This window comes from Paenibacillus dendritiformis (assembly GCF_945605565.1).
GTDB lineage: Bacteria > Bacillota > Bacilli > Paenibacillales > Paenibacillaceae > Paenibacillus_B > Paenibacillus_B dendritiformis_A.
On the sequence record NZ_OX216966.1, the window covers coordinates 4578381 to 4597195 of the forward strand.

Sequence of the window (18815 nt, forward strand, 5' to 3'; positions counted from 1 at the left end):
TATCCGGGATATCTCCGCAGGCGGTGAGGGTCTGCGGACCTAATCACAACTCCTCATCCGTTAAATCCGGATCCAGATCGTCGAACTCATCGTCCTGGATGCCGAAATCAAAGTCCTTGTCTTCGAAATCGTTGCAACCGTTCGGGCAGACGCGCACACATACCTTCGTCTCCGCTACCATCTCTACCGCGAATTCGCGCTCCACGCGAATCGTAACCCCTGTGCCGGACGAGGAGATACTGGCCTCGACGCAATTCGGCTCCTGGATCGCCTCAGCCGATACCTCTTCCGTCGCTCGGCGGTGCCTCGGATCGACATAAGACAATCCGACGAGCTCGACGTAGGATACCGTCTCCTTGGCCACATCCGTCTGGGAATTGTTGTCGTACGAATACCAGATGTTGATGTCATACGTACCGATGACCTCAATTCCATCTCCGGCTCTTACCGATTCATATTGATGGTTGATAATCCAGGCTCCCAATATACTCGTCGGATGATGAGGCGGAGTGACGGTATGTGTTACGACGGAGAACTTGCGACCTTTGCCGCAAACTGCTTTCGTGATTATCTCACGGCAGTGGTGTTTATCTGAATTTGCCATCGTGTGGACCTCCTCCATACAATCATTCAATTAAAGTGTATGCAGGACGTGGGCGAATGTTGAATAGACAGATTTAAATATAGAGAAAAAAGATATATGCTTCGGAATCCGGCCTCTATTCCGGAGCGGCGCGGGCGCTGCCTGCGGTCATAATCATGATGTCGCGCCGGAGAGATGCGGCTCGCGGCCGCCGCGCTTCTCCTTATTGCCGAAGGAGATTCTAGCGATGCGGCATATCTTGGATCCGCCGATTTCTACCGCGCCTACACTTCTTCCACTACTCCATCCTTTTTGCGAACATAGCGAACAAGAAAGAGAGAGTCCGTTCCGCACCGTCATACATAGTATATCTTTATGATGGAGGAGGCTGTCCACATGCCACCGGCAGGCCGATTCAGGCGGCCAGTTGTTTTTTTTGCTTGTCCTTTTTCGCGATCTTCAAGAAGCTGTACAGTTCGCGATTCAGCTGCAGCACCGCGGAGCGGACTTCGAATTCCTGCCGCGTCGCCGGCAGATCCATCGCCCGGAACATCTCCTCCAGCTCCAGCAGCAGCTGTTCGGTCTTGCCCGTATAATGCGGCTCCTTCACGTCGCGGCTGAGCTGATCGAACAGCTTGGCCACCAGCAGGCATTGCGGAAGCTGCTCATATACTTGCGAGATAAGCTGCATCATGTTTTGAACATGGTCGAGCTGCGTCTTCCGCATATAGAAGTAGACAAGCCACCGTTCGTCCTCTCGCACGTCGTCTGAACGGAGCAGCAAATTTTCGAGCGCCCGGGAGGCCAGCCGGATGCCGTCATCCGCCAAGGCGTTCGCCTCGATAACCTCGCGCCCGTCCCATGCGTAAGAGGGGTCGCGGAGACAGCGGCCGATCTGCTGAAAAATGCGGGAGAAGCGCTCATCGACATCGCTCCGGATCCGAACGAGCTTGTCTTCCTCGCTCGGCATGTAGATCAGATTGACCAGGGACGCGGAACCGAGGCCAACGAGCAGCAGCACGACCTCATTGAACACCCCCGCCAGTGTCACAGCGCCCGCGCCATAAATATGGAAGGTGACGACCGAGCTCGTCACAATGCCTTCCTTGAAATTGAGCCGTACGATGGCTGGAAAAGCCAACAATATGTATAAAGCCAGCACCCACAGATGAAAGCCGAGCAGTCCGAACAGAAGCGACGCCATAAGCAGTCCGACGAGCGAGGCGAAAAAGCGGGCCGAGACGGTCTGGATGCTCCGCTTCCGCGTCACATCGACCCCCAAAATAGCCAACAGGCCCGCGCCGAGCGGGTTGGGGCTTCCAATCAACCCAGCTGCAACGATCGCGCAGATCGAGGCGATGGCCGTCTTGATGACACGAATGCCGACAAATCGGAAAATCATAGAAATGCTCCTTGCTGTAAAGGGATTAGGTAGACTTTCATTATAATCCACAATCCCCTTGCATACCAAACATTTCGCGGCAATCGTACTCCCCGCCGGAGAGGGCGGCAGCGTCGTTCCGCGCTCCACCTGCCGCCCTGCGGCTTATGATCGGTTCAACCATGCCCGTTCCAGATAAGCGACTCCCTGGTACATCAATGTCGCCACCACCGCGATAATGACCAAGGACGCCATCACCAGCGTGAAATTGAACACCTGGAAGCCGTAAATAATCAAATAGCCGAGCCCGATCTTGGATACGAGAAATTCCCCTACGATAACGCCGACCCAAGCCAATCCGACATTCACCTTCAGCGTCGATACGATCGCCGGGAAGGAGGCCGGCAGGACGACTTTGCGGAAAATGACGCTTTTGCCTCCACCGAATACCCGCACGACCTTAATATAATTCGGGTCGACCTCCCGGAAGCTGTTGTATACGACGATCGTCGTGATGATGACGGTGATCGATAATGTCGTGGCGACGATCGCCGCGAAGCCGGCTCCGAAGCCGACGATGAAGAGCGGCCCGAGCGCCACCTTCGGCATGCTGTTGAAGACGACCATGTAAGGATCCAGCACCCGCGCCAGGAAGTCCGACCACCAGATCACGGCGGCCAGCAGCGTGCCGAACAACGTCCCCAACACAAATCCGGCAACCGTCTCCCCGACCGTCATCCCGAGATGCGGCCAGATAGATCCGTCGGCGAAATCCTGCACAATCTGCTGCCATACTTTGCTTGGATAGCTGAACAGCAGCACGTCGATCCATTTCAGACGGCCGGCCAGCTCCCACAGACCGACGCAAGCGATGAGAATGGCCGCTTGGGTGAGCGAGACGATCCAGGCCCTCTTCCGCCGGGCGGCCCGATAGCGCGAATATGTCCGTTCCAGCAACTGGCGGGATTCCACCGCCGCTCTGTTCGTGTCAGTTCCGCTCTGCATGTTCGCCCTCCTTTCCGTCCGATGCCTCCAGCTCTTTCCACAGCTCGTGGAACATCTCGTTGAAGCCGGGCTGCTCTCTGGCATAGAAGGGCTGCGTTTCCCGTATCACATCCGGGATGGCGAAGGCTTTGCGCACGGTGCCGGGATCGCGATCGAGCACGATCACCCGGTCGCTGACCGCGATGGCCTCCGACAGATCGTGCGTCACCAGCACGGCAGTCTTCCGCCGGGCCTTCAATGTATCGACGACCAGATCCTCCAGCTGCAGCTTCGTCTGATAATCGAGCGCGGAGAACGGTTCATCCAGCAGGAGCAGCTCAGGCGAGGTCGCCAGCGTCCGCACGAGCGCGACCCGCTGCCGCATGCCGCCGGACAACTGATGCGGATACGATGCTTCCGTGCCGCCCAAGCCCATCCCGTTCAGCAGCTCCCGCACCCGCTCCTCGGATTCCCGGTTCCACTGCTTCGTCAGCTCCAGCCCGAGGCTCGCGTTTTCGATAATCGTGCGCCACGGATACAAATAGTCGCTCTGCAGCATATAGCCGACCCGCGGCGAAGGTCCCGTGACCGCATCGCCATAGACGCGGACGGTGCCGTGCGTCGGCTCCAGCAGCCCGGCAATAATGGAGAGGATCGTCGTCTTGCCGCAGCCGCTCGGCCCGACCAGACTGACGAATTCCCCCGGCATAATCGTGACGGACAACCGCTCAACCGCAAGCTTCGCTTCGCGTTCCGTCACATAGACGTGGGTGACTTGAGACATTTCTACCGCTGGGATCACGCGTCCGCCTCCTTCTACTCTGTCCGCCGCTTACTTCACCTTCCGCTTGGCTTCCTCCGCAAATTCATTATTAACGATCCGGCCATGCTCGATCCGTTCCTTCAATTCGCCGGCCGAGTCCAGCACATCAAGCAGATTGCTCCACTCCTTGTCGTCCAGCGCCGGATCGGTCGCGAAGGAGCCCTGTTCCTTATACCGCTTCACCGAGCTGACGACGATTTCCCGGTCCGTATCCTTGAAGAACGGCATGATGACATCGGCGATCGCTTCCGGCGATTCCGACTCTACCCACTTCTGCGCCTTATAGACCGCATTGGTGAACTTCTGAACCGCTTCCCTGTTCTTCGTCAGATAGCTTTGCTTCGTCATGAAGACCGTATAAGGCAGCAGTCCGCTCTCCACGCCGAACGAGGCGACGACCACCCCTTTGCCTTCTTTCTCGAAAATGGACGCCTGCGGCTCGAACAACTGCACGTACTCACCCGTCCCCGAAGCGAAGGCGGAGGCGACGTTGGCAAAATCAATATTTTGAATCAGCTCCAGATCGCCGTGCGGATCGATGCCATGCTTTTTCAGCGTGAACTCCCCGGCCATTTGCGGCATGCCGCCTTTACGCTGTCCAAGGAACACCTTGCCCTTCAGATCATTCCAATCGAATGTGCCTTCGGAATGGCGAGCCATCAGGAACGTGCCATCCGTCTGCGTCAGCTGCGCGAAGTTGATCACCGGATCTTCCGCTCCTTGCTGCGCGACATAGACCGACGTCTCCGAGCCGACAAGCGCAACATCAATCGCTCCGGAGAGCAGGGCCGTCATCGTCTTGTCCCCGCCGAACGTCGTCTGCAGCTCCACCTCCAGTCCCTCTTCCTCGAAAAATCCTTTGCCCATCGCGACATATTCGGGCGCATAAAAGATCGACCGGGTCACTTCCCCGACCTTCACTTTCACTTTGCCGCTCTTGCCTCCGCAAGCCCCCAGCACTGCCGAGCACAGCAGCAGCACGGCAAGCACGGTCAAGCCAAGCCGTCTATGCTTCATCGAATGAACCCTCCTCTGCGGGAAAATAAAAACCGTTGCTCCGCTCCTGCTCCCGCTATCCTTCCAGCCGTGCCGGCCCGGCCGCCGGAGATCATGTTCACGGATATTGCATCGTATGCAGGCGGCGAAAAAATGGTTATTCGCACAGCGCGAAGAGGCCGCATCATTCCCTTGCGGGATGACGCGGCCTCTTGCGAACTCGTTACGTTTTCGTTTCCGTTTACAGACTATAGACATCCTTCATTTTGGCCGACAAGTAATCGACCAGATATTGCGGGTTCAACGCTTCCCCCGTCACCTGCATCACGATCTCGGCAGGCGTGAGCAGCTTGCCGTGCTGATAAATGCGCTCCGTCAGCCACTCCTTAATCGCCAGCAGCTCGCCGCGGGCGATCCGGTCTTCCACATCCGGCATGCCCTGACGCAGCGCATGCATGAACTGAGCCGCATACATATTGCCGAGCGAATAAGACGGGAAGTAGCCGAATCCGCCGCCCGACCAATGGACATCCTGAAGCACGCCTTCTCCCGCATGCTTCGGCCGAACGCCGAGATAAGATTCATACTTATCGTTCCATACATCCGGAAGATCGTCCACGGACAAGCCTTCGTTGAACAGCATTTTCTCCATTTCATAGCGGATAATGATATGTAGGTTATAAGTGACTTCGTCCGCTTCAATCCGGATCAGCGACGGCTCCACCCGGTTCACCGCCCGGTACACCATCTCGCTGGTCACCTGTCCGAGCTGGGACGGGAAGGTCTGCTGCACCTGTCCGTAGTATCTCGACCAGAAGGCGCGGCTCCGCCCAATCAGATTCTCCCAGAAGCGCGATTGGGATTCATGAATCCCCATCGAGGTACCGGATGCAAGCGGCGTGCCTGCATATTTTACGTTAATATTTTGCTCGTACAGCGCATGTCCGCCCTCGTGGAGCGAGCTGAATATCGCATCGGCCATATCATGCGTCTTGTAATGCGTCGTAATCCGCACATCGCCCGGGTTCAGCCCGATCGCGAACGGATGAACGCTCTCGTCGAGACGGCCGGCATCGAAATCATAGCCGATCTCCTTCAGCAAATAATGGCTGATCGCCTTTTGCCCTTCTATCGGGAATTCCTGGAAGAGGAAATCCGCGGCCGGCTGCTTGCCCGAGGCCTGCACCGACTGTACGAGCGGAACGAGCTGATCCCGGAGCTGTCCGAATATCGAATCCAGCTTGGCTACCGTCATATCCGGCTCATAGGCGTCCAGCAGCGTATCATAGCGCGTATCCTGCACTCCCCAGTAATCGATGAATTGCTGCGTCTTCGCTACGATGTCCCGCAAGTACGGCTTGAACGACTCGTAATCACCATTTTTCTTCGCATCCTCCCACAGCGTCTCGGCATGAGAGGTCAGCACGACATACTCCTGATGAAGCTTCGGCGGGATCAGCCGGCTGCGGTTGTATTCTTTGCGGGCGTCCTTCACCATTTTGCGATCCGCCTGACTCAGCGACTCGAATACGCCAGGCTGCTCCAATTCGTCCAGACAGTTCCCCATCTCTGGAGAGACGGACAGTGAGAACAGATCCGCAGACAACGCGCCGATCGCGTGGGCCCGCTGCTCCGCCCCTTTGCGCGGGGCGCCTGTCCGCAGATCCCACTGCATCAGGCCCAATGCTTCCTCATAACTTTTCATTTTCGTCAACATATCGTGAAATTGCTGCAAAACCGGATGTACGTTTGTGCTCATTTGAGAACTCACCTCATTTTTCTTGATTCTACGGGCGCTCCTGCTGTCCTTTCCGCTCACCTCTTGATGATACGTGGTGTTCGGGATATAATCAACTTTCAAAAGCGGCAATCCCGCTGCAGCTCTGAAGAAGGAGTGGGTACTATGTCAGTCAGCATCGAAGTGACGCCGGGAGCAGAGGAGGCGTTGAGACGGAAGCTGGACGGGCCGTCCGGCGAAGCAGGCTATATCAAGCTCATCTATGATACGGACGGATGCGGGTGCGCGGTGAACGGGGTTCCCGCTCTGTGGCTGGTGAGGGAACGGGGCTCCTGCGATGAGGAACTGCCGAATAACGCAAGCCTGCCCATGCTGATCGACCGCCATCAGACTGTATTTTATGAAGAGCGCATGAAGCTCGATTCCGGAGCGATTGCCGGATCCTTCGTGCTCAGCAGTCCGCAGCAGATCTATTCGACGCATGTCATCTGCTCGGATCGCCGCACGGCTTCCGAGGCATTTTTAGAGGAGGAATAATGATGAAGAACAACATGGAAACTATATTGGAATTCAACCAGCAATTCGTGGACAAGCGGGAATACGAGCAGTTTTTGACGAACAAGTTCCCGGACAAAAAGATGGCCATTATCACCTGCATGGATACCCGTCTGGTCGAGCTGCTTCCCCGGGCGATGAATCTGCGCAACGGCGATGCCAAAATCATCAAAAACGCGGGCGCCATTATTTCACAGCCGTTCGGCAGCGTCGTGCGCAGTGTGCTCGTCGCCATCTATGAGCTGGGAGCGAATGAAGTCGTCGTCGTCGGCCATTATGGATGCGGCATGACCGGGCTGAATTCCGAAGGCATTATCGAGAAGGCGAAGGCAAGAGGCGTTCAGGATGTCGTCCTGGACACGCTCACCAATTCGGGCATCAAGCTGCACCATTGGCTTCGCGGATTCGACAACGTCCACGAGGGCGTGCTGAACAGCGTGCGCATTTTGCGCAAGCATCCGCTGCTGCCGAACGATATCCCGGTGCACGGCATGGTCATTCATCCGGATACCGGCGCGCTCGAATGGATAGCGGACGGTTACCGTTACCTGGAGGATGTCCAATCCGATCCGGATTTGGCGGACAAGGAGACGCATACCCCTTCGGCAACCCGTTGATCTAACGGCGAAAGCTCCTGGCTCAGAACATTCGGTTCTGCTCCAGGAGCTTTCGTGGTTATTGGCATATATCGCGGAAGGAGCGCTCCAGTTCGGCGACATCCATCTGTTCGCCGATCATGACGATGACATCCTCCACCTCGCCCTGCGGCATAATGGGAACGAACTCGGTCGCCCGGTACGCGTACTGGAACATATAGCGCTTCGTTGTATCGGTGAAGGTGACGATTCCCTTCGCCCGGTATACGTTCGAGGGCTGTCCAAGCAACCAGCGTTCGAACCGCTCGCTATCGACCGCTTGCGGAATGGCTCGCGTCCATACCGTAACCGTCTCGTGCGCGTGATGCCCTGACGCGCAGCCAGGCTTCGCCTCTTGCTCTGTCGGGGCATCCCCCGTCCGAAGCGCATCCAGCCATCGCGAACGGTCGATGGCGGCCCGCTCGGTGACGAGCATGTCGGCCTGGGCATTCCAGGCGCGGAGTTGGCGCTGCACCGCTTCCAACTGGGCTTCATTCACCCGATCGGCCTTGTTCACCAGAATGAGCTGAGCTGCGCGGACCTGCTCCTGCAGCAGATTCATCAGCTTGCGGTTCGGCTTCTCCCCTTCTTCCAGCATCGCGGCCAGATGAGAAGCATCGGCCAAGGTCACGATATGATTCAATATAACATCGGAATACAGCGATATCTCCGTAATCGAGTCGACCAGCTCCATCGGCTGGGCGATGCCGGTGCACTCCACATAGATGATGTCGGGACGCTCGGACTGAACCAGTTCGTACAGCTTGAGACTGAAGTCGCCCCGCATCGAGCAGCAGATGCATCCGTTCAGCAGCTCGGTCATCGCCACATCCTCGGGCAGCAGCTGCCCGTCAAGATTCACCTCGCCCACCTCGTTCATGACGACAGCCGGCTTCATGCCCTCCTCGAGGCTCCATTGCAGCCATTGCTGAAGGAGCGTCGTCTTGCCGCTCCCGAGGAAGCCCGCCAGGATGACGACGGGAATTTTTTGCGCGTTGTCTGATAATGCGTTCGTCATTACGTACTCTACCCCATTTCCACTTGCCTGAACTCGCAGCAACCGCATCGCGGGTTGATGATGAATAAAGCTTGCAAATATGTAATCAATTACATATAATGGAATATGAAAAGGTCTGTCCGTTCTCCTTGAGGCGGGACGCAGACCCATTCCTGTATTGGAGGTTGTCCCCCGTGCTTAATACATTATCTTACGGACTACTCGGACTTCTTGCAAGCGAGTCTTGCTCCGGCTATGATCTGATGCTCCGCATCCAGCCGTTCTGGCAGGCGAAGCACAGTCAGATCTACCCGCTGCTGGCCAAGCTGGAGCGGGAAGGTTACGTGCAATATGTGCGCATTGAACAGAAGGACAAGCCGGATAAGAAGGTCTATTCGCTGACGGAACAGGGAAAGCAGGCGGTGTTGGACTGGTTGGGCGAGCCGCCGGCGGAGCAGTTGTCCCGCGATGAGCTCAGCCTGAAGGCCAAATGCATCTGGATGATCGACCGTGAACTCTCCATTCCGTTGTTCTTGACACGCAAGAAGCAGCTGGAGACGAAAATCGCTTACCATGAAAAGCTGCTGCAGCGCATTCCCGAGGAAGAGCGCCATGTCCGCTCCAAAAAATTCGGAAGCTACATTCTGCTGCATCGCGCGATCTCGCTCGCTACGGCACAGATCGAATGGTGCCGCTGGGTCGTCCGGATGCTGGAGGAAGAGGACTCGACCTCCTGAGCCGATGCAGCCTGCATGCGCCTCCCCCGGCGGAACGGGATTCTACGGACGCCCCTGCTTCCGGTTCCGCCCCTTCTGGCGCTGGGCTGCCCTGCGCGCCGCAATGACTGGTTCGCGGTCTCTCAGCTTATGGCGATGGAGAATGCTCTCGTCTTGCTCGCTTCCCGTGCGGCACCACTGCCAACCCAAGGCCTGACAACGGGCTTCGCATTGAGCCGCCAGCTCCGGATCGGCAATGGGGAAGTTCCACTCGGCATATGTCCGCTCCGGCACAATCCCTTGATGATACGCCTCCACCCGCTCCGATAATTGGGCGATAAGCTCCTTGCCATCGATCCCCAGCTGCGCCCATGCAATCTCTGGAGCATGCGCCAGCGCGCTGCGCAGCATTTTGCCGGCCCCGGCCAGATTGCCTCTGCGCTCATGGTACAAGCCGACCGCGATCTGCACGAGCGTGAGCCACCAGAGTTTACGTTCAGCCGACGACTCCGCCTTCCACTGCTCCTCCATAATCTCGTGGCATTCGAACCAATCCCTCGTCCCGTGGAATTCCAGCATATAGTCGATGTACGCTGTCGGATAATCCATTCGGCTCCCCCTCTCATCTAACTGGATACGGTATATTCCCGTGAATGAAAAATAGTAAGAAATCCGTCTCAACGGACCCTGCTTTTTATGATTTGCGGCACAGACAGTTTCATTGTAACAAGTTCAATATTTTTTTGAAACCTCTTTCGGGACGGCCCGTATTAGTATCGGATACATCTAATCTACTGGAGGAGGCAGTTCATGCGTAAATGGATTATCGTTATGATGGCGTTCCTGCTCGTGTTTGCGGTGACAACGCCATCGCTGGTGGATGCCAAGCGAGGGGGATCATTCCGTTCGGGCGTGAAGAAGTATCAACCCGCTCCGAAGAAAGCGGAGACGAACAATCAGGTGAATCGTTCGGACTCGACCGGCAACACCAAGACAACCGGCACGAACACGACGGGGAACCGCGGATTTTTTAGCGGCGGCAGCTTCATGAAGGGCCTTATGATCGGCGGGCTGGCCGGTATGCTGTTCGGCGGATTGTTCGGCAACATGGGCTTTTTCGGAGAAATATTGGGATTGATGGTGAATCTCATGGCACTCTTCGCCCTGTTCATGCTCGTCGTCATGATCTTCCGCAAATTCAAGGATCGCCGCAAGCCGCCGCGGCCGGAAAGCGGGCGGTGGAACTAAATGCAGCTTCGCATTAGTATGGATGAGATCGTGAACGCCGTGTGCTTGCACCTGGCGATGCGCAGACAGGTTCAACCGACGGATATTGAAGTCGAGCTCTGTTGGGATGAGGAACACGGATTCACCGCCGAGGTATGGGTGAACGGGCGTCATCAATATTTGATCGAGACGAACCTGCTGGAAGCGATCGAGCAATACGTCCACAAGGAATACGGGCAGCGTGCCTTCCGGCACCAGATTCGCCTGGAAGTGGATGATGAGATCTGGGCTCAAGTCGACACCAGCTTATAATCGCTGCGGACAGGGGGGGCGTGCGAGATCTGCGCCTTCCCTGCCTCCGGCATCACATTCATAGATGTAGTTCGCACATTCATACATGTAAGCGGCAGACAGGAAAACGAATACGGTTTTCACGTTTCGCCGTTTTTTTTCATCATTTTCTGCCTCCATTTCATGCCTTGGGTAACATTTTTTTTCGATTTGTAACAACATTGTCTTATGATTTTAATGTTCATTTAATGTTCCTTTCGTAGAATGACTATAACGGAAATAATCAGAAGTTGAAGGAGGTCCGTTACGATGAAAACTGTCTTTATCGATTTTCAGGAGCGTAAAATTCCCGTGTTTTGCACAAATATATCGCACAAAAATACATTCACATTGTTAATGGAAGCTTTGAACACGAAGGTGCGTACAGGCAAGAAAGCCATCAAGACCTGTCTCGAATCCTTGATCAGCATCGAGATCATCGGGTCAGAGGCGATCCTGCACTCCAAGCGGGAAATGGATTCGCTCGCGCTGTCACTGTATTGAGCCGGACTGGACATGTCCTCCGCCTTGAATCGAATAGGGAACTTCGCCTGAACCTGAACCGCGGCGTCTGTCCTCATATCGGACAGGCGCCGTTTTATGTCGGAACGCCCCTATCCTTCTCGGGCCGCGTGCTAGAGGCCGCACGCTTCCACTTATTCCTATGAAAACGCATGTATAGATTGTCATCATCTGACAACATTCGCTATAATGGGAAGAAGAGCGGAGGGGATGACCGGTAATGAATGACGTACGGATATTAATCGTTGATGACGAATGGGAAATCACCGAGCTTATCTCGTTATATTTGAGGCGTGAAGGGTATCAGGTCTTCGTGGCGGATAACGGATATTCTGCCTTGCACATGGTCAAGGAGACCAATCCGGATCTTATCATTCTCGATATTTTGCTGAAGTCGCTGGATGGCTACGAAGTGTGCAAGGAAATACGCAAAACATCCACCGTCCCGATCCTGTTTATCAGCTGCAAAAGCGAGGACATGGATATTATTATGGGTCTGACTGTAGGCGGCGATGATTATATCACGAAGCCGTTCAGCCCCGGCCAACTGGTGGCCAGAGTCAAGGCTCACTTGCGCAGAACGTTGCAATCCTGCACCATCCTGCCTTCACCATCTGCCCACCAATTGCATTATGGAGAACTGGAGATTAATCTGCTCAGCCACGACGTGAAGGTCGGCGGCAGAACGGTCTCTCTGTCTGCGAAGGAATTCGATTTATTGACCTATCTCGCCAAATCCCCGAACAAAGTATTCAAGCTCGAACAGTTGTACCAGCATATCTGGAATTCCGAGAGCTTCGGCGACACGCGCACGCTAATGGTGCACATTAGCAATCTCCGGAAAAAAATCGAGCGCGATCCCGCCCACCCCCGATATATCGTCACCGTTCGAGGCGTAGGCTACAAGTTTCAATATGAATAATACCGATGCAAGTGCCCGTATGAAGCCGATGATGCCATGCGGGCATGTTTGCATGCGGATTTTCTGGCGCCCGCCGTTCGGTTATAGTACAATAACGCTTAGTGACTGAAGTCAGAAAGGAAGTAGTGCACGATATGTATATGGCAAATGATTGGCAAGATTACGAGGTCATCGATACCGGGAACGGCGAGAAATTGGAACGCTGGGGCGATGTGATCCTGCGCCGCCCGGATCCGCAAATAATATGGCCTATCGAACGGGAGTCGAAGCATTGGCATCAGGTTCACGGCCACTACCACCGCAGCTCTTCGGGAGGCGGCAGCTGGGACATGAAGAAGCCGATTCCGGAACGCTGGTCGATACAGTACCGCGACTTGAAATTCCATATCCGCCCGACCAACTTCAAGCATACCGGGCTGTTTCCGGAGCAAGCGGTGAACTGGGCCTGGATGATGGAGAAAATATCGCAGGCGAACCGCCCGATCAAAGTGCTGAATCTGTTCGCCTATACGGGCGGCGCGACCGTCGCATGCGCTTATGCGGGTGCGGAAGTATGCCATGTGGACGCCGCCAAAGGAATGGTGCAGTGGGCCAAAGAAAATGTGCAGTTGTCCGGCCTCGCCTCCCGTCCGGTTCGCTTCATAACGGATGATGTGTTCAAATTCGTGCAGCGGGAGGAGCGCCGCGGCAACAAGTATGACGCCATTATTATGGACCCTCCATCATATGGGAGAGGGCCTGGCGGTGAAACGTGGAAGCTGGAGCAGAGCTTGTATCCGTTCCTGGCCTCCTGCATGAAAATTATGTCGGACAACCCGCTGTTCCTGCTTATCAACTCGTACACGACCGGGCTGTCCCCGTCCGTACTGAATAATATGCTGAGCATGACAATGAAGAAGCGGTACGGAGGAAAGATTACGAGCGGCGAGATCGGATTACCAATCACGCACTCCGGACTGGTGCTTCCATGCGGCATCCTGGGACGCTGGGAGTCGTGAATCCGGTGCCGAACATAGACGTCCTGTACGAAGACAATCATGTCATCGTCGCTGTGAAGCCGCCAAATCTCCTGTCTCAGGCCGATGATACCGGGGATATGGACATGCTTACGGCGATCAAGCAGGATTTGAAGATACGCCACAACAAGCCTGGCAATGTATACCTTGGCCTCATTCACCGGCTGGATCGCCCCGTCGGCGGCGCGATGGTGTTCGCGAAGACATCGAAGGCAGCCTCCCGGCTATCGGATACGGTCCGCAAGCGGGAGCTGGGCAAGGAGTATATCGCCGTCGTGCATGGCGTCCCCGCCTCCCGGCACGGCACTTTGAAGCATACGCTCCTCAAGGATGCCCGGACCAATACCGTCCGCGTCGTGCCGCCCGGCACGGCGGGAGGCAAGGAAGCGGTGCTCGACTATGATGTGCTCGGAAGCGCCGAAGGCATGTCGCTTGTCCGGATTGCGCTGCACACCGGGAGACCGCACCAGATCCGCGTCCAGATGAAGCAGTTGGGCTGCCCGCTGTACGGAGATCAAAAGTACGGGGCCGAGTTGAATCGGCCGGGGCAGCAGCTTGCGCTATGGTCGCGGCGGTTGACCTTTCCCCATCCGGTTACAAAGACGGAGATGGAGTTCTATTCCACCCCGCCTCATGAATACCCTTGGACCATATGGAAGGACAGCATCCTTGGATGATGCTGCCTCCGTCTTAAGGGAAGGGAGTGGCATATTATGAATAAGTTTCGATTCAAAGTTGGCAAGAGATTTATTTATGCAATGCTGGTCATCCTGCTGTTGACCGCCTGCGGATCCCTCGCCCCCAATCCTCATGCGCATCAGGGGCAGGCGGCCGCGCTGGAGGCCGGAGAGGAGAACGAGACGGACCCGAACACAGCTGAGGAAGCGGTACCTTCGTCGACAGATGAGACTGGCGCCGCCGTGCAAGCCGGAGAGCCCCCCGCTGAAGCCGAACCGTATACGCTGAGCGGGAGGCTCCTGGCCGTAGGCGATATTATGATGCATTCGCCGCAGTTTCCGGCATATCTGAATCCGAAGACAGGGAAGTATGATTTTCGCGGGTTCTTCACGAACGTGAAGCCGATGCTGCAGGAAGCCGACTGGTGCTGGGCAAATCTCGAGACTCCCTTGCTCGGGGGCGAGAAGGTGTATACGGGCTACCCGATGTTCAATGCGCCACCCGAGTTGGCCGACGCGCTGAAGGACGCCGGCTTCAACATCGTCACCGCCGCGAATAATCATACATTGGACCGGTGGGAACGCGGGGCGCTGCGAACGAGAGAAGTGCTCAAGGATCGCGGCCTCGTCACGAAGGGCATCTCGGCTTCCCTATGGGAATCCAAGCAGCCGACACTGATGGAGAAGAACGGGATATCGATGGGGATTCTTGCTTATACATACGGGACGAACGGAATCCCGCTTCCCAAGGATAAGCCGTACCTCGTCTCTCTCATTGACGAAAAGCGCATGATCAAAGATATTCAGAAGACCCGCTCGGCGGGAGCCGATGTCGTGGTCATCGCCCTGCATTTCGGCACCGAGTACGAGCCGAATCCGAACAAAGAGCAGATCCGGCTGGCGCGCAAGCTCGTCCAAGCCGGAGCAGACATCATTCTTGGCTCGCACCCGCATGTGCTTCAGCCTTATGAGCGCTTGACCGTCAAGGATAAGCACGGCCAGACGCGGGATGGACTTATTATTTATTCATTGGGCAACTTTATATCGAATCAACGAGGAGACGGCAAAGATGTCGGTGTCATCTTCGGTGTCACGATTGAGAAGCATATGCCGGAAGGAATAATTGAGCTGAAGGAAGTTTCGGCTGAGCCGACATGGGTGTACGTTAACGGGCCGCATGAAAAACGCAAGTACAACGTCATTCCTCTATCCTCTGTCTTGAAGGATAAGACGGATACACGATTCACCAAGCAGCAGCGGCAGCAGATGTCCAACATGAAGCAGCGGGCAGCCAGCCATGTCTCCTCCATGTCCGAGGTGCCGGTGCTTCTGCAGGCACTGCCGGCTCGCTAGCGCGAACGGCGTGGCGCTTCCAGCATCACGGAAGATCATTGCTTCGTACCGGCCGCTACCGCCTCCGGATCGGGTGCGGGGGCGGCCGGCTTGTTCGCCAGCTTGCCCAGCAGCAGAATGAGCAGCTGCTGGTTATGGGTGGAGATGCGATGCAGCGTATCATTCCAATACGATTCCCGAATCTCGATGCCGCGCCGCATCTCCTGTTCTCCGAACGGGGTAGCCTGAATCCACACGATTCGCCGATCGACTGAGTCGCGTTCACGCATGATGAGCGCATTCTTCTCCATCCGATCGAGCAATGTCGTTATTGCTGCAGGAGTCGTCGCCAGATGCGGCAGCAGGTCGGAAGGCTTCACCTTGCCGTACTCCGCCACCAGCTCAAGCACGACGAGCTGGCTTTCCGTCAGACTAGGCGCCAGCGCTTCATCCATAACCCCCTTGTAATCCTTCGACAACTTCGACCATAGCTTGGCAAATTCGGTTGCATGCATGTCCGCTGCTTCCCCCTTTTCTCCGTGCCGAGATCAATTACGCGAATATCGATTCCCAAAAACAAGTAAATTATACCACATGATCCACGCGCGGTCATCATTTCAGCCACGCTCGCGTCCATTCTGCCCCTCCGCTAACGCGGTTCCGGGCCGGATTCGGCACGCTGCGGGCCCGGTGCGCATAAGATAAAACATGGGCGAATGTCCCGCCTGATTCCATTCCGAATGGCGAGGAGGAATGCTGATGAAGTTCACCGATGACGAGCTTATCTACAAGGCCGTGAAGGCCGGATTCCTGCAGCAAGACCCGCAGTGGGTCGACCGGCTCGATGAACCGGTGCCCCTGCGGGTCCTGTTAGAATGGATAATCCGAATGCATGATGATCTGCATCCTCCGCACAAGCCGTTTGACTAATCGCCGCGCGGGCCGATCACGACCGCCGCTGCGATCTCCTCCCCTTTGTCCATTGGTACGAGGGAGCGGCCTTGCGCCTTCCGGTCCATCAATGGCGCCTGTTCGGTCAACAGCGTATGGGCATGTCCCGCATCGGTAATGAACGTAATCGGATAGGCGGTCTTGCTGAAGAAGGCGCCGATCAGACGGGAACCATTCGGCTTCACCCGCTTGCCCTCTTTGAACTCGAAGGTGGCGATCCCTTTGCCGCCGCGTCCTTGGGTCGGATAGTCAAGCAGCAAGGAACGCTTGCCCCATCCAAGATCCGACATGACCGTAATTTCTCCTTCGTCTCCCATGACTTGAAGCGCCGCGGCGATATCATCGTCTTCCTTCAGCTGGATGCCGCGCACGCCGCCAGCTGCCCGTCCCATCAAGCTGACCTCTTCTTCAGCGAAGCGGATCGACATCCCGAGCTTCGTCACGAGCATGAGATCATGCGAGCCGTCGCTCGGCAGTACCGTCAGGACTTCGTCGGAGTTCGCTACCTTGCAAGCCGCGATTGCTCCGGAACGATTCGTCTCATACTCCTTGAGCAAGGTTCGCTTCACCTGGCCGCGCCGGGTGACGAACAACAAGGAGGAGTGCTCATCGGCGAACGATTTGACAGGAATGACGCTGACGATGCGATCTTCCTTCCCGATCGGAATCACATTCACGATCGCGGTGCCGTTGTCCTTCCATTTGAATTCGGGCAGCAGATGAACCGGCAGGGAGAAATATTGCCCCCGCTGCGTGAACAGCAGCAGCCGATCCAGCGTATTGACCTCGAACACATGGCGGATATAGTCGCCTTCCTTCACGCCGGAGCCTTCCCACTCCCCGCCCGAACGGGTGAACGAGAGCAGGCTCGTCCGCTTGATGTAGCCTTCGTTCGAGAGCGTCACGATGACATCCTCGGCATTGACGATCACTTCCAGGTTGACCTTGATCTCCTCGACCTCGCCCTGGATGACCGAACGTCTGTCGATGCCGTATTTATTGCGGATCTCATTCAGTTCCTTCTTGATAACGGAGAACAGCTTGCGCTCATTATCCAGAATCGCGCGGAAATCCGTAATCTTTTTCTGGATTTCGTCAAGCTCCTTCGTCAGGGCCGTCAGCTCCAGATTGGTCAGACGGTATAATTGCAAGGTCAGGATCGCATCAGCCTGCCGCTCTGTGAAGCCGTACTTGTCCATCAGATTGGCTTGCGCATCCTGGCGGTTCTTGGAGCCCTTAATCGTCGCGATGACGTCGTCCAAAATATCCAGCGCTTTGACCAAGCCTTCAAGCACATGGGCCCGGTCTTCCAATTTATTCAGATCGTAACGGGTGCGGTTCGTAACGACTTCCTTCTGATGGCTGATGTACTGCTCCAGCATCGGCTTGAGGCCGAGCTGCTGCGGCGCCTTGTTCACAATCGCGACCATATTGAAGTTGTAGACGATTTGAAGATCCGTCTTTTTCAGCAAATAATTCAGAATTCCGGTCGCATCCGCTTCCTTCTTCAGCTCGACGACGATACGCAGGCCGTCGCGGCCGCTCTCGTCCCGAACCTCGGCAATGCCGTCCACCTTCTTTTCCAGCCGGATGTTCTCCATCGACGTGACGAGCCGCGCTTTGACGACTTGATACGGAATCTCGGTAATGACGATCTGCTGCTTGCCGCCGCGGATGTCTTCGATTTCCGTCTTCGCCCGAATGTAAATCCGGCCCTTGCCGGTCCGATAAGCATCGCGAATACCGTCTTCCCCCATAATAATCCCGCCTGTCGGGAAGTCCGGTCCGTGCACGATCTGCATCAGATCGTCCAGCTCCATCGCCGGCTTGTCGATCAACGCGGTGCAAGCATCGATGATCTCGCGCAAATTGTGGGTAGGAATCTCGGTTGCGAAGCCGGAAGAAATCCCGCTGACCCCGTTCACAAGCAAATTCGGAAAGCGCGCGGGCAGTACGGTAGGCTCCTTATCCGTATTGTCGAAGTTCGGACGGAACTGGACCGTATCCTTCTCAATATCTCTCAGCAGCTCCATCGCTATTGGAGACAGCCGGGCTTCCGTATACCGCATCGCCGCTGCCGGATCGTCATCCTGCGAGCCCCAGTTGCCGTGCCCGTCTACAAGCACATGCCCCATCTTCCAAGGCTGGGCCATGCGCACCATGCCGTCATAAATCGACGCATCCCCGTGCGGATGGTAGTTCCCCATCACGTCCCCGACAGTCTTCGCCGACTTCCGGTACGGCTTGTCCGGCGTATTGCCGGATTCATACATCGCATACAGAATGCGGCGCTGGACCGGCTTGAGGCCGTCCCTGACATCGGGAATCGCACGATCCTGGATTATATATTTGGAGTACCGGCCGAACCGGTCGCCGACGACATCTTCCAGAAACGCTGGTTTGAATTGTTCCGATACGCTCATCAGTTTC

Annotated in this window: 21 protein-coding genes; 11 read left to right on the top strand and 10 right to left on the bottom strand. The window is 56.1% G+C overall.

Annotation, left to right across the window (positions count from 1 at the left end; all coding sequences use genetic code 11):
• Positions 1-43: 43 nt before the first annotated feature.
• From NNL35_RS20430 to NNL35_RS20455, 6 genes are all read right to left on the bottom strand, one after another.
• Positions 44-604: an outer spore coat protein CotE gene (locus NNL35_RS20430; protein WP_006675430.1), complete on the bottom strand. Its 561-nt coding sequence runs from the start codon at positions 602-604 to the stop codon at positions 44-46.
• A gap of 394 nt (positions 605-998) precedes the next feature.
• The gene (locus NNL35_RS20435) at positions 999-1985 is read right to left on the bottom strand and encodes an aromatic acid exporter family protein (RefSeq protein ID WP_006675429.1); all 987 of its coding nucleotides are present in this window, start codon (positions 1983-1985) and stop codon (positions 999-1001) included.
• 144 nt (positions 1986-2129) lie between these two features.
• The gene (locus NNL35_RS20440) at positions 2130-2969 is read right to left on the bottom strand and encodes an ABC transporter permease (RefSeq protein ID WP_006675428.1); all 840 of its coding nucleotides are present in this window, start codon (positions 2967-2969) and stop codon (positions 2130-2132) included.
• Positions 2953-3750, bottom strand: coding sequence for an ABC transporter ATP-binding protein (locus tag NNL35_RS20445; protein WP_006675427.1), 798 nt, complete (start codon positions 3748-3750; stop codon positions 2953-2955). The genes NNL35_RS20440 and NNL35_RS20445 overlap by 17 nt, the downstream gene beginning before the upstream one ends.
• Before the next feature lie 30 nt (positions 3751-3780).
• Positions 3781-4788: an ABC transporter substrate-binding protein gene (locus NNL35_RS20450; protein ID WP_006675426.1), complete on the bottom strand. Its 1008-nt coding sequence runs from the start codon at positions 4786-4788 to the stop codon at positions 3781-3783.
• 220 nt (positions 4789-5008) lie between these two features.
• Entirely contained in the window at positions 5009-6526 is a 1518-nt protein-coding gene (locus NNL35_RS20455; protein ID WP_006675425.1) for a carboxypeptidase M32, read from the bottom strand.
• Between the two features lie 144 nt (positions 6527-6670).
• On the opposite strand from NNL35_RS20455, the gene NNL35_RS20460 reads away from it, so the two are divergent.
• Together NNL35_RS20460 and NNL35_RS20465 are read left to right on the top strand one after the other, a co-directional pair.
• Complete coding sequence (locus NNL35_RS20460; RefSeq protein WP_006675424.1) at positions 6671-7042, top strand: iron-sulfur cluster biosynthesis family protein; 372 nt, start codon at positions 6671-6673, stop codon at positions 7040-7042.
• A gap of 2 nt (positions 7043-7044) precedes the next feature.
• A complete protein-coding gene (locus NNL35_RS20465) occupies positions 7045-7677 on the top strand; it encodes a beta-class carbonic anhydrase (RefSeq protein ID WP_040730124.1) in 633 nt (210 codons plus the stop codon).
• A 58-nt stretch (positions 7678-7735) separates the two neighbouring features.
• On the opposite strand, the gene NNL35_RS20470 is transcribed toward NNL35_RS20465, so the two are convergent.
• Positions 7736-8713, bottom strand: coding sequence for a CobW family GTP-binding protein (locus tag NNL35_RS20470; RefSeq protein WP_006675422.1), 978 nt, complete (start codon positions 8711-8713; stop codon positions 7736-7738).
• A gap of 173 nt (positions 8714-8886) precedes the next feature.
• Here NNL35_RS20470 and NNL35_RS20475 point away from each other — a divergent pair, with 173 nt between their 5' ends.
• Entirely contained in the window at positions 8887-9429 is a 543-nt protein-coding gene (locus tag NNL35_RS20475) for a PadR family transcriptional regulator (RefSeq protein ID WP_006675421.1), read from the top strand.
• Positions 9430-9471: 42 nt separating this feature from the next.
• Here NNL35_RS20475 and NNL35_RS20480 read toward each other — a convergent pair whose 3' ends face one another.
• Positions 9472-10017: a DUF309 domain-containing protein gene (locus NNL35_RS20480; RefSeq protein ID WP_006675420.1), complete on the bottom strand. Its 546-nt coding sequence runs from the start codon at positions 10015-10017 to the stop codon at positions 9472-9474.
• A gap of 201 nt (positions 10018-10218) precedes the next feature.
• On the opposite strand from NNL35_RS20480, the gene NNL35_RS20485 reads away from it, so the two are divergent.
• The 7 genes from NNL35_RS20485 (at position 10219) to NNL35_RS20515 (ending at position 15455) form a co-directional block, all read left to right on the top strand.
• Positions 10219-10656: a hypothetical protein gene (locus NNL35_RS20485; RefSeq protein WP_006675419.1), complete on the top strand. Its 438-nt coding sequence runs from the start codon at positions 10219-10221 to the stop codon at positions 10654-10656.
• Positions 10657-10947, top strand: coding sequence for a YxcD family protein (locus NNL35_RS20490; protein WP_006675418.1), 291 nt, complete (start codon positions 10657-10659; stop codon positions 10945-10947). It begins immediately after the preceding gene.
• 288 nt (positions 10948-11235) lie between these two features.
• Complete coding sequence (locus NNL35_RS20495) at positions 11236-11469, top strand: hypothetical protein (RefSeq protein ID WP_006675416.1); 234 nt, start codon at positions 11236-11238, stop codon at positions 11467-11469.
• 238 nt (positions 11470-11707) lie between these two features.
• A complete protein-coding gene (locus tag NNL35_RS20500) occupies positions 11708-12409 on the top strand; it encodes a response regulator transcription factor (RefSeq protein WP_006675415.1) in 702 nt (233 codons plus the stop codon).
• A 134-nt stretch (positions 12410-12543) separates the two neighbouring features.
• The gene (locus tag NNL35_RS20505) at positions 12544-13407 is read left to right on the top strand and encodes a class I SAM-dependent methyltransferase (protein ID WP_006675414.1); all 864 of its coding nucleotides are present in this window, start codon (positions 12544-12546) and stop codon (positions 13405-13407) included.
• The gene (locus NNL35_RS20510) at positions 13377-14102 is read left to right on the top strand and encodes an RluA family pseudouridine synthase (RefSeq protein WP_050979364.1); all 726 of its coding nucleotides are present in this window, start codon (positions 13377-13379) and stop codon (positions 14100-14102) included. Before NNL35_RS20505 ends, NNL35_RS20510 begins: the two co-directional genes overlap by 31 nt.
• A gap of 36 nt (positions 14103-14138) precedes the next feature.
• On the top strand, positions 14139-15455 hold the full coding sequence (locus NNL35_RS20515) for a CapA family protein (protein WP_006675412.1): 1317 nt from the start codon (positions 14139-14141) through the stop codon (positions 15453-15455).
• A gap of 35 nt (positions 15456-15490) precedes the next feature.
• Here the strand turns inward: NNL35_RS20515 and NNL35_RS20520 are convergent, their stop codons facing one another.
• Positions 15491-15949, bottom strand: a complete 459-nt coding sequence (locus NNL35_RS20520; RefSeq protein ID WP_006675411.1) for a MarR family winged helix-turn-helix transcriptional regulator — start codon at positions 15947-15949, stop codon at positions 15491-15493.
• Positions 15950-16193: 244 nt separating this feature from the next.
• Here NNL35_RS20520 and NNL35_RS20525 point away from each other — a divergent pair, with 244 nt between their 5' ends.
• A complete protein-coding gene (locus tag NNL35_RS20525; RefSeq protein WP_167539894.1) occupies positions 16194-16364 on the top strand; it encodes a hypothetical protein in 171 nt (56 codons plus the stop codon).
• Here the strand turns inward: NNL35_RS20525 and gyrA are convergent.
• The gene (gyrA, locus tag NNL35_RS20530; protein ID WP_006675410.1) at positions 16361-18808 is read right to left on the bottom strand and encodes a DNA gyrase subunit A; all 2448 of its coding nucleotides are present in this window, start codon (positions 18806-18808) and stop codon (positions 16361-16363) included. The two genes, NNL35_RS20525 and gyrA, sit on opposite strands and share 4 nt — an antisense overlap.
• Positions 18809-18815: the final 7 nt, after the last annotated feature.